Annotated in this window: 10 protein-coding genes; 9 read left to right on the top strand and 1 reads right to left on the bottom strand. The window is 32.4% G+C overall.

Annotated features, from left to right (window positions below):
• Positions 1 to 3: 3 nt before the first annotated feature.
• Positions 4 to 927 carry an ABC transporter ATP-binding protein gene (locus tag O3884_RS05495; protein ID WP_371452270.1) on the top strand — a complete coding sequence of 308 codons (924 nt, stop codon included), beginning with the start codon at positions 4 to 6 and terminating at the stop codon, positions 925 to 927.
• A 115-nt stretch (positions 928 to 1,042) separates the two neighbouring features.
• Positions 1,043 to 1,969: an alpha/beta hydrolase gene (locus O3884_RS05490; protein WP_371452269.1), complete on the top strand. Its 927-nt coding sequence runs from the start codon at positions 1,043 to 1,045 to the stop codon at positions 1,967 to 1,969.
• Between the two features lie 87 nt (positions 1,970 to 2,056).
• On the opposite strand, the gene O3884_RS05485 is transcribed toward O3884_RS05490, so the two are convergent.
• Positions 2,057 to 3,136 (bottom strand): M24 family metallopeptidase, encoded by a 1,080-nt coding sequence (locus tag O3884_RS05485; RefSeq protein ID WP_371452268.1) that lies wholly within the window; start codon positions 3,134 to 3,136, stop codon positions 2,057 to 2,059.
• A 247-nt stretch (positions 3,137 to 3,383) separates the two neighbouring features.
• Between O3884_RS05485 and pip the strand changes: the two genes are divergently transcribed.
• From pip to nadE, 7 genes are all read left to right on the top strand, one after another.
• On the top strand, positions 3,384 to 4,346 hold the full coding sequence (gene pip / locus O3884_RS05480; RefSeq protein WP_371452266.1) for a prolyl aminopeptidase: 963 nt from the start codon (positions 3,384 to 3,386) through the stop codon (positions 4,344 to 4,346).
• Positions 4,347 to 4,702: 356 nt separating this feature from the next.
• The gene (locus O3884_RS05475; RefSeq protein WP_371452264.1) at positions 4,703 to 6,496 is read left to right on the top strand and encodes an aminopeptidase P family N-terminal domain-containing protein; all 1,794 of its coding nucleotides are present in this window, start codon (positions 4,703 to 4,705) and stop codon (positions 6,494 to 6,496) included.
• Between the two features lie 285 nt (positions 6,497 to 6,781).
• The gene (locus O3884_RS05470; protein WP_371452262.1) at positions 6,782 to 8,011 is read left to right on the top strand and encodes an aminopeptidase; all 1,230 of its coding nucleotides are present in this window, start codon (positions 6,782 to 6,784) and stop codon (positions 8,009 to 8,011) included.
• A 159-nt stretch (positions 8,012 to 8,170) separates the two neighbouring features.
• A complete protein-coding gene (locus tag O3884_RS05465; protein WP_294683634.1) occupies positions 8,171 to 8,449 on the top strand; it encodes an RNA-binding S4 domain-containing protein in 279 nt (92 codons plus the stop codon).
• On the top strand, positions 8,433 to 9,068 hold the full coding sequence (locus tag O3884_RS05460) for an FtsB family cell division protein (protein WP_371452260.1): 636 nt from the start codon (positions 8,433 to 8,435) through the stop codon (positions 9,066 to 9,068). Before O3884_RS05465 ends, O3884_RS05460 begins: the two co-directional genes overlap by 17 nt.
• A 241-nt stretch (positions 9,069 to 9,309) precedes the next feature.
• Positions 9,310 to 10,752, top strand: a complete 1,443-nt coding sequence (locus O3884_RS05455; protein WP_371452259.1) for a nicotinate phosphoribosyltransferase — start codon at positions 9,310 to 9,312, stop codon at positions 10,750 to 10,752.
• A gap of 12 nt (positions 10,753 to 10,764) precedes the next feature.
• Positions 10,765 to 11,586, top strand: coding sequence for an ammonia-dependent NAD(+) synthetase (nadE, locus tag O3884_RS05450; protein ID WP_371452257.1), 822 nt, complete (start codon positions 10,765 to 10,767; stop codon positions 11,584 to 11,586).
• The last annotated feature ends 756 nt before the right edge of the window (positions 11,587 to 12,342 follow it).

Below are 12,342 nucleotides of genomic sequence, written 5' to 3'. Positions count from 1 at the left end.
AGTATGTACTTAAGTTTAAAAAATATCTCAAAGAAGTATAAAGATAAAGAAATTTTAAAGAGTATTACTTTTGATATAAAAGAGGGTGAGTTGGTTTGTATATTAGGGCCCTCTGGATGTGGAAAAACTACGCTATTAAATATTATAGGAGGCTTCGTATCAGATTATTCAGGTAATGTAGTGTTATCTAATGAGAATATTAATAATATCCCACCTGAAAGAAGAGAGATTGCTACGGTATTCCAATCGTATGGTTTATTTACTCATAAAAATGTTATAGACAATGTGAGTTATGGTCTGAAATTATTAAAAATTGATAAGAATACGAGGGAAAAAAGAGCGCAAGAGATGCTAGAAAAAGTCGGACTGGCAGGCTATGATAAGAAAAAGATTAAGGAGTTGTCTGGAGGAGAACAGCAACGCGTTGCTATAGCTAGAAGTATGGTATTAAATCCTAAATTGTTGTTACTGGATGAACCTTTATCTAATCTAGATGTGCATCTTAGGGACGTAATGAGAAAAGAAATTAAAAGAATCCAAAAACAATTTGGTGTTACAATGATAATAGTAACTCATGATCAAGAGGATGCCTTTAAGCTTGCTGATCGAGTTATCGTGATAAATGAAGGCCATATAGAACAAATAGGTACTCCAGAAGAACTCTATAAACAGCCTAAGAGCAATTTTATCTCAAGTTTTATAGGTGAAAATAATATTATTGATGAAAACTTGGTAATTAGACCAGAAGAAATATCTATAAAATTAGATAATTCTGGTGATGGGGAAGTTGTAGATGTAACCTATCTAGGATCTACAGTTGAGTATTTAGTTGAGACTTCTTATGGGAATACTTTAAAAGTTTTAACGATATCAACAGCAGAAAGATTTAACATTGGGGATAAGGTTTCGGTAAGAATTAATAATTAAATAACAACGCTAATAGAGATATCTCAAGTCTCTATTAGTGTTATTTTTTATTTACTTTTATTCGAAGTGATAGTATAATAGTTTTATTGAATTTGAAGATGAAAGGTAAAGACAAGTGAAAAAACATTTTAAAAAAATATTAGCGACGCTGTTGATTTTAGTAGTTGTTGCATTTGGTTTTGTTGGAAACTATTTTTATAACTTTGGTTTGAATCCGAAGGTAGATAAGAGTGCTATCGTAAATCAAGATAGCGATGGGAGCAAAGAGGATAAAACAGCTTTAAACAAATGGTTTGATGAAACGAAGCAAACTGTTGAGATGGAGTCTGTTACTAAAAATAAACTTGTAGGATATAAATTTGTTAATCCGGATGCTAAAAAGTGGATATTTGTAGTTCACGGATACACTAGTGATGCTAAGAAAATGGTTAATTATATCAAAAAATTCTACGACATGGGTTATAGTGTTTTTGCACCAGATTTAATAGCTCACGGTAACAGTGAAGGTGACTTTATTTCTATGGGTGGTTACGATTCTGATGATTTAGTTAATTGGGTGAAGAAAATATCATCAGAAAATAACAATGCTGATAGTGCATTGTTTGGAATTAGTATGGGGGCAGCTACAGTAATGAATGCAGTAGGTAAGGATTTGCCATCTAACGTAAAAACTTTTATCGAAGATAGTGGTTATGTGAATTTAAAAGTAGAATTTACATATCAGTTGAAAAAATTATTTAATTTACCGAGTTTCCCTGTAATCCCAGCGGCAAATACGGTAACGAAAATCAGAGCTGGATATTTCTTTGGGGATGTAGATGCAACAAAAGCTTTGAAAGAAACTAAGCTTCCTGCATTAGTACTACATGGTGAAGAAGATGGTTTTGTTCCGTTAGAACATGGGAAAGCCGCATATGATCTAATAACTTCAGAAAAAGAATTCCATAGTTTCCCAGGAATGAAACATGTTCAGGCTGAAAGAAAATTCAGAGAACAATATTGGAATATTGTAGGAGAGTTTCTAAAGAAACATTTTGAATAAAAACAAAACAGACGATTGACCTTAATTTCAATCGTCTGTTTTTATAAAGGAAGAGTAAATATGAAAAGCTTAATTTAATATAATTAGTTATTCACCGATAATAACTAATTCTTTGTTAAGTTTGTTTAAAACTTCACAGCCATCTTCCGTAACAAGAACTAAGTCTTCGATACGAACACCGAATTCTCCTGGAAGATAAATACCTGGTTCGATAGAGAAAATCATACCTGGCTCACATTTAGTTTCATTGATGCTAGAAATATCTCCATATTCATGACATTCTAATCCAATGTGGTGACCTGTACGATGTGTAAAGAATTCCCCATATCCTTTTTCTGTAATATAATCACGACAAGCCGCGTCTATATCGCAGAATCTAACCCCTGGTTTAACAGCGGCAACGCCTCGTTTTTGAGCTTCTAGTACTATTTCAAATACTTCACGAGCTTTTTCGCTTGGCTGTTTCCAAAATACAGTACGTGTCATATCTGAACAATAATTATCTTTAATTCCACCCATATCGATAATTATAGCATCTCCTGGTTTTACATATCTATCCCCTACAGTGCCGTGAGGATTAGCTCCGTTAGCGCCATAAGCGATTATAGGATCGAATGATAATCCGTCTACACCAAGATCTTCGTGAATATCAAGCAAGTCTTTAGCTACATCTTTTTCTGATTTTCCTTCAGAAATACTATTTATAACTCTTTGGCAAGCCGCGTCATTTAGAATAGAAGCACGGCGCATAAGTTCTTTTTCTTCTTCATCTTTAATCATGCGTACACGATCGACGATTTGAGATACATCTACAAATTTGTTTTCTGGTAGGTGATTCATAAGAGGCAATAGGAATCGAGCAGGAAGCACTTTATCTATACCCACAACAGAACCATTTGGTATGAATCTTGCTAGTAGTTCAATAGGATTATCAGTATCAGAATAGACTACTTTTTCTAATCCTAAATCATTTTCAAGTGGGAAAAGAGCATTAATGAATAGTTTGTGATCACCATTTTCATCAAGTAGTACTGCAAAAAATCTTTCGCCTGGATGCTCTAAGTATTCAGTTAGATAGAAAATTGAATAAGGATCGCTAATTAAAGCTTGGTTAATTCCTTGTTGTTTCATTTTTTCTAAAATTTTGTTAGTTCTTGAAAGTTTCACTTTTCTCGACTCCTTTAACTATATTGTAATCTTTAATATAATTATATCACTATTATTAATCGATTGCAAAGTTGTTAGATAGATGATTATTATAGATATTAAGAAAATAATTGAATATTAAAAAATGTTGAGCTATAATAGAAGAGGAATATAAATATTGCTTATTAGTTTATTTTTAAAAAATAGAAAATAAACTGTTATGTGATACAAATAAATTGTAAACAAGTACACAACAGGAGGTATTATTATGGGGGAATTAAGGAGTTTATATCCTGAAATTAAAGAAAATTTCTCTAAAATGTTAAAGGTCGATGAGACCCATACTATTTATTATGAGGAGAGTGGGAATCCTCAAGGTGTCCCGGTAGTTTTTTTACATGGAGGACCAGGCTGTGGAACATCAGCAAGCGGTAGACAATATTTTGATCCAGAATTCTACCGAATTATATTATTTGATCAAAGAGGAAGTGGGAAGTCTACGCCTCATGCATGTTTAGAGAATAATGATACTTGGCACATTATTGATGACATGGAGAAAATAAGGGAGGATTTAAGTATTGATAAATGGCTAGTATTCGGAGGGAGTTGGGGTTCTACCTTAGCACTTTGTTATGCTATTAAACACCCAGAGAGCGTGTTAGGTCTAGTACTACGTGGTATTTTCTTAGGACGTAGAGAAGATATATTATGGATTTATGAAAAAGGTGGAGCGAGTAATATACATCCAGAAGCATTCGAGAGATATGAAAGTATAATACCTAGAGATGAACGTCGTGATATGGTCCGTGCGTATTATAACCGTTTGACAAGTGAAGACAGAGAAACAAGAGAACTTGCAGCAAGGGAGTGGAGCATGTGGGAAGGAAGTCTTGTTACACTTCATCCAGACCCTAACTTGGAACAAAGTTTTGGTGATATTCACTATGCAGTTTCGATGGCGACTATTGAATGCCACTTTTGGATGAATAATATGTTCTGGAATGACGATGATTGGATATTAAACAATATCGATGTTATAAAAGATATTCCTACAACAATAACTCATGGGCGTTATGATGTTGACTGCCGTGTTGTAGGTGCTTACGAATTAAGTAAAAAGTTAAATAATTGTAAATTGGATATTGTTGTAGCTGGTCACTCAGGAGGAGAACCAGCGATAGTGGATTCATTGGTAAAAGCAACTGATTATTTCAAAGAGCTATTAAAATAATAATTATAATATATAGGCTGTAGAGGTTGATTCTATAGTCTATATTTTATTGGAAAATTAACGAATTTTAAAAATCTAGGGGCTGACAAAAAGGTCCTAAATTTTAACAAAGTGTATATGAGAACTCATAGACGCAGTGGTTTGTTGATATCAAATAAACTGTGCAGGGGTGACTCGATAAAATCGATTTCTCCGAAATCACGATTTTTGAGTCACTCCCTAGTGAAATGCGTATTATAATGTGATAAAATATTAAGTATGATAATTGTGAGGAATTATTTATTGATGAAGTTTCTCGCAATTGGTTAGAAAATTCATATAGAAATCGTATATGAAATAACAAAGGAGTAAGAACAATGGAGATAAAAGATAGAGTTTCTAAGTTAAGAGCATTAATGGAAAAAAATGGAATTGATGTCTATATGGTTCCAACAGCGGACTTTCACAACAGTGAATATGTAGGAGAACATTTTAAAGCTCGTGCATTTATGAGTGGATTTACTGGTTCTGCAGGGACATTAATTGTTACGAAAGATTTTGCAGGTTTATGGACAGATGGGAGATATTTCTTACAAGGAGAAAAACAATTAGAAGGAACTGGTATTGAATTGCAAAAAATGCGTGAACCTGGAGTTCCGACTATCGCGGAGTTTATTGTCGAAAATACACCTGAGAATGGAGTATTAGGATTTGATGGTCGTGTTGTGACTTTTGGTGAAGGAAAAGACTTAGCTACAAAACTAAAACGTAAAAATGCTACGGTAAAATATGATGTTGATTTAGTTGATGAGATTTGGGAAAATCGTCCATCTTTATCAGAGAAACCAGCGTTTTATATGAATTTAGAAAGAGCTGGAGAATCTGTAGCTAGTAAGCTTGAGAGAGTTCGTAAAGAAATGCATGAAGTAGGAGCAAATATTCATGTTATTACTACACTTGACGATATTGGATGGTTATTAAATATTCGTGGTATGGATGTTGATTATGTACCAGTATTATTAAGTTATGCAGTTGTTTATGAAAATAGTGTTGACTTATATGTAGATGAGAGAAAACTATCTGATGAAATCAAAAAACACTTGGAAGACCACAATGTAAATATTAAACCATACAATGATATTTATGAAGAAGTGAAACAATTCTCAGGTAATGATGTAGTTTTAGTCGATCCAGAGTGCTTAAACTATGCGGTATTTAATAATATTCCAAAAGAGATAACACTAGTGGAAAGACGTAATCCTACAATTTTAATGAAAGCTATAAAAAATGAAGTTGAGTTACAACATACTATTAAAGCTCATGTGAAAGACGGTATTGCTCATACGAAATTTATTTATTGGCTAAAACAACTAGTAAAACAAGGTGTAAGTGAACAAGAGGATGAACTTTCGGCATCTGCGAAACTTGTAGAATTCAGAAAAGAACAAGGTGGCTTTATCTGCCCAAGTTTTTCTCCGATTTGCGGTCATGGTGAAAATGGAGCTATTGTGCACTATTCATCTTCTAAAGAGACTTCGATTCCGCTACGTACAGGTACTTTCTTTTTAACCGATACTGGTGCACATTTTGAAGAAGGATCAACTGATATCACGCGTACTACGGCGATGGGAGAAGTTAGCGACAAATTAAAATACGATTATACACGAGTGCTTCAATGTCACTTGCGCCTATCAAGATTAAAATTCATGGAAGGTGTGTCTGGAGCTAATGTGGACTTATTCGCGCGTGCTCCATTATGGCAAGATTATGAGAACTTCAATCACGGAACAGGTCATGGTGTAGGTTACTTAGGTAATATTCATGAAGGACCTCATGGTATTCACTGGGGAATCTATCGTGCAGCTGAACCATTTAAACACGGTATGGTTGTTACTAATGAACCGGGATTATACATCTCAGGATCTCATGGTATTCGTTTAGAGAATGAACTTATTGTTAGAAAAACAGTAAAAAATGAGTATGGTCAATTTATGGAATTCGAAGTAATGACATTCGTACCATGGGATTTAGAGGCTATCAATCTAAATATGCTTACAATCGAAGATAAATATGAATTGAATAAATATCATGCGAAAGTATTCGAAGTACTAGCTCCACACTTTGAAGGTGAAGAGTTAGAATGGTTAAAACAAGCAACTAGAGAAGTTTAATTTTTTATGGGGACTGATAAAAAGGTCCTAAATTTTAACAAAGTGCCTATGTAAACTCATAGACGCAGTGGTTTATTGATATCTAAAATCGCTTTATAAAAGCTTTTTAGATATCTAATAAACTGTGCGGGGTGACTTGACAAAATCGATTTCTATGAAATCACGATTTTTGAGTCACTCCCTACTAATATTATCTAACAAAAAGTGATATAATAGATTATGTGCAATTAAAGAAATAGTTATTTGTTTAATTTGCAAATTAAGAGAAAAAGTCGAGGGAATCAAATGGAATTAAATACACAATTAAAAAAATATGCTCAACTAATAGCAAAAGTTGGATTAAATGTTCAAGAAGGACAACCTGTATTAGTTCGTGCTAGTACTGAAACACGTGATTTTGTTGCAAAAGTCGTAGAGGCTTGCTATGAATTAGGAGCAAAAAGAGTATCAGTAGAATGGCGTGATCAAGAGTTAACAAAATTAAATTTAAAATATCAAAGTGAAGAGTCATTAAGTACGGTTGGTCAATGGTACATCGATAAGTACCAAGACGAATTAGATGAAGGAGCAGCATTCTTATCTATTATCGGAGATGATCCAGATGGACTAGCAGGTGTAGATAGTGCGAAATTAAAAGCATCTATGGTAGGACGTTCAAAAGCTATGCGTAATTATATGAAGTCTATCATGAGTGATGAGTGTCCTTGGTGTGTTGTTTCTGCATCAACAGTAGGATGGGCAAAAAGACTATACCCTGAATTAGATGATGAAGCGGCTTATTTAAAACTTTGGGATCAAATCTTAAGTGCTTGTCGTTCAACTGGAGATGATCCGGTAGCGGAATGGGAAGAACACATTAAAGTTTTAGATGAAAAAGCGAAATTCTTACACGAAAATGAATTAGTTAAATTACATATCACAAATGACTTAGGAACAGATCTATATGTAGGATTACCTAAAAATCATATTTGGCAAAGTGCAGGAAGTTATGCTAAAAAAGCTGGCCGTTTCGTAGCGAACATCCCTACAGAGGAAGTATTTACAATGCCTCATAAAGATGAGACTAGTGGTATTGTTTATAATGCTAAACCTCTAAACTACAGTGGAGTATTAATCGATAACTTCTGGTTAAAATTTGAAGAAGGTAAAGTTGTAGACTTCGGAGCTGAGCGTGGTTATGATGTTCTTAAAAACTTATTAGAAACTGATGAAGGATCAAGAAGAATAGGAGAAATGGCATTAGTACCGTATGATTCACCGATCTCAAATACAAAAATTCTATTCTTAGAAACATTATTTGATGAGAACGCAGCATGTCACATTGCTCTTGGTAAAGCATATCCAACATGTGTTCAAGGTGGACCAGAAATGACTGATGAACAATTAGCAGAAGTTGGTGCTAACGATAGTTTAGTTCACGTTGACTTTATGATTGGAGAAGCAACAACAAATATTACTGGTTACACAGCAGATGGAAAAGAAGTAGCAATTTTCAAAGACGGAAATTGGGCTTAATAATTATAAAAAATACACAGTTGAAAAGTTCTTCAGCTGTGTATTTTTGTGGCACAAACTATAGAAGTTTTTAAAAATACATAGATTATCGTGGATTTTATTTGCGAAAAGAGAGTAAATATGTGATAATAGAATGTACTAATATTTAGGGGTGATTAAATGCGTTTGGATAAATTTTTAAAAGTATCAAGAATTATAAAAAGAAGAACAGTTGCTAATGAAATATCATCAGAGGGGCATATAGCGATTAATGGTAAAAAGGCGAAACCATCTAGCACTTTAAAAATAGGGGATAAGATTACTATTTACTTTGCTAAGAAGGAAGTTGTATATGAAGTACTAGAATTAAAAGATAGTACTAAGAAAGAAGATGCAACAAAAATGTTTAAAATCTTATCTGAAAAATCAAGAGAAGTAGAAGATGAGAGAGCAGAATAGCCAATTCAAAAAAGATGTCTTAAAAGCAAAAGCTAAGTATAGAAAACGCCGTAAGTTTATTATTCTAGCTATTATGACTTTCGCTTTAGCTGTAACACTACTACAAACATTTCTATATATTCGAGATAAGAAACAAATCAACGCTCAATTAGCAGAACAAAATCAGATGATTGAAAATCTGGAGAAAGAGAATAAAGTAAATGAGCTAGTCATAGATAAACTGAAAGATCCGTACTTTATAACTGACTTGGTAAGACAAGAGTATGGTCTTAGTTATCAAGGAGAATTGATTTTTAATATCCCATTACAAGAGAATTTCTTGCAAGCAACGATAAAATCTATAATGGATGGAAATCTAGAAAAATCTGGGGATAACAATGGTAGAATTGATGATAGTAAGATTCCTGAGTTAGCTAAAAAAGATAATAAGAAGTCATCATCAAAAAAAGATTCTGAGAAGACTACTGACAAACAAGACACTAAAAAATCAAGTGATAAGCAAACTAATGATAATACGTCAGATAATGAGGATGAAGATAAACAAGAAGCTAATCAGACACAAAGAGCAACTAATAATAAAAATTCAAACACTAATAATCAGAGAAGTAACAGAGGATAATCAACTGTTACTTCTTTTATTTTTTTTTGTTGATACAGAATATTAGATAACAACTTTATGAAAAAATACTTCTGAATGTTAATAAAAGGAATAGTTAATTCAATAGAAATAACTAAATGCTAAAGAGTAGAAATGTAGTATTAAATTTATTATATTTAAGTATAAATATTTGTTAAAAAGGTGTTAAAATGTTAATATAATAGGTGACAAATTTAATTATATACATAAATCGGAGGAGATTATGAATAAATATCTAGGTGATGCTTTGCATACTGACCTTTATCAAATTAATATGGGATATGCATACTTTAAAGATGGAGTACATGAAAGAAAGTCATATTTTGATGTGTATTTCAGAAAAATACCATTTGGAGGAGGGTATGCTGTATTCGCTGGTCTTGCTAAAATTATAGATTATGTGAATTCATTTGAATTTTCAAATTCTGATATAGAATTTTTACGAGAATTAGGATATGAGGAAGACTTTTTAGAATATTTAAGTAATATGAAGTTCACTGGTAATATTCGTTCAGTAAAAGAGGGAGAAATTATTTTTGCTAATGAGCCGCTACTTAGAATTGAGGCTCCACTTATTCAAGCGCAAATAATGGAAACAGCTATTTTGAATATTGTTAACTATCAAATATTAATAGCTACAAAGGCTGCTAGAATTAAGCACTTATGTCCAGATGAAGTTTGTATGGAATTTGGTACTCGTCGTGCTCATGAATTTGATGCAGCGATTTGGGGGACGAGAGCTTCTATTATCGGTGGATTTGATGCTACAAGTAACGTGAAAGCTGCAAAATTATTTAATATTCCATGTAGCGGAACACATGCTCACTCATTTGTTCAGGCTTATGAAGATGAAGAAGTTGCATTTAAGAAATATGCAGCTGCACATAAGGACTGCTATTTCTTAGTTGATACTTATGATACATTACGCTCTGGAATTCCTACAGCTATTAAAGTAGCGGATGAATTAAAAGATAAAATTAATTTCCATGGTATTAGATTGGATTCAGGAGATATAGCATATCTGTCAAAAGAAGCTAGAAAAATGCTTGATGAAGCGGGTTATCCAAATGCTAAAATAGTAGCTTCAAACGACTTAGATGAAGATACAATTACGCATTTAAAACAAGAAGGTGCAGTGATTGATGCGTGGGGTGTAGGGACAAAGCTTATAACTGCTTATGATAATCCAGCATTAGGTGCTGTTTATAAACTTGCGTGTCTTGAAAATGATAATGGTGAGATGATTGACAGACTAAAAGTCTCAGAAAATCCTGCAAAACTTACTGTTCCTGGTGTTAAAAAGGTTTATAGAATAATAAATACAGACACGGGTATGGCAGCAGGGGATTACATTGCATTGGAAAAAGAAGACGTGAATGCAGAACAAAGTATAAAACTTTTCCACCCAACTCATACATACTTAGCTAAGGAAGTAAAAAACTTCAAAGCAATAGATATTCACGAAGATATTTTTGTTAACGGTGAGCAAGTGTATGAGGTACCAACAGTACAAGAAAGTGCTAAGTACTTCCAAAAGAATAAAGAATTATTATGGAATGAGTATCTTAGACTATTAAATCCAGAATTCTATCCAGTAGACTTAAGTGCTAAATGTTGGCAAAATAGAAAAGAAATATTGGAAAGAGTAACAAAAAAATCAAAATAATTAGGTGATAATATGACATTACAACAAGAAGTAATAAAAAGATTAAGATGTAAACCTGAAATTAATGTAGAAGAGGAAATAAGATTAACAATCAATTTTCTAAAAGACTATATAAAGAAAAATAGCTTCATAAAAAGTTTAGTATTAGGAATATCGGGTGGACAAGATTCTACACTTTGCGGAAAACTATGTCAAATGGCAATTACTGAATTGAGGGAAGAAACAGGGGAAGTGTATAACTTTATCGCTGTTAGACTACCATACGGAGAACAATTTGATGAAGATGATTGTAACGATGCATTAAAATTTATTAGTCCTGACAAAGTATATACTGTCAATATAAAAGATGCAGTAGATGCTAGTGTCAATTCATTAAAAGTAGCAGGAGTAGAAATTACTGATTTTGCGAAAGGTAATGAGAAAGCTCGAGAAAGAATGAAAGCTCAGTATTCTATTGCTACAATGAATAAAGGTATAGTAGTTGGTACTGACCATGCTGCAGAAGCAATCACTGGATTCTTTACTAAACATGGAGACGGTGGAGCGGACATAGTCCCATTATATAGATTAAATAAAAGACAAGGTAAAGCACTACTAAAAATGTTAGACTGTCCAGAGCACTTATATCTTAAAAAACCAACAGCAGACCTAGAAGAGGATAGACCAGCGTTAGAAGACGAAGTGGCACTTGGTGTAACATATAATGACATAGACGATTACTTGGAAGGGAAAGAAGTTCCTAATAATGTAAAAGAAATAATCGAAGGACATTATTTAAGATCAGAACACAAGAGAAATCTGCCAGTAACAATATTTGACTTTTACAATATATAGTAGATAAATTAGAGAAGAGAGAATGAGAAACAATTCTCTCTTTTTTGCGTTTATTATAGAAAAAAAGATTTTAAGGTAGAAATAAAAATAAATTAAAAAAAATGTGTTGACATAATCTAGAAGTAATGATAGAATAATAAAAGTCTTCTGATAGAGAAGACGAACAATAAAGAATTTCTAAAGAACTAATGTTAAGAAAAAGACTTGACAAAAGATAATAGAAATGCTAAAATAATTACTGTCTTATAAAGACGGCATCATCCAAATAAACTGTTAAAATAGTTTTTAAAAAAATATAAAAAAGCTATTGACAAGTTTTAAAAGTGATGATAGAATAGTAAAAGTCTTCTCAAGAAGAAGACGAACAATCAAACATTTCGAAATATTAAATGTTAAGAAATTATAAAAAAGTTCTTGACAAAATATAAAAGAAATGATAAACTTATAAAAGTCTTAAAGAAAGACAAAATCAATTATTTCAACGAAGTAAACGGTTAAAAAGTTTTAAAAAATATAAAAAAACTTCTTGACAAACATTCGTAGAAATGATAGAATAATAAAAGTCTTCTGAAGAAGACGAATAAACATTTTTAAAAAAGTTTTAAAAAAAGCTTGACAAAGAAATTTAAAAATGTTAAAATATAAAAGTTGTTAATCGCAACGATTTGAACATTGAAAACTAAACGAATTAAGTCAACGTTAATTCCAAAAAAGGACAGTTTTAAAAAGAAACTATAAAACTTTTTAATGAGCTAA

Origin of the sequence: Gemella sp. 20925_1_85, assembly GCF_041433735.1 — a bacterium.
Lineage (GTDB): Bacteria > Bacillota > Bacilli > Staphylococcales > Gemellaceae > Gemella.
The sequence above is the reverse complement of the archived record's forward strand: the minus strand, read 5'-3'. Positions and strand labels throughout refer to the sequence as shown.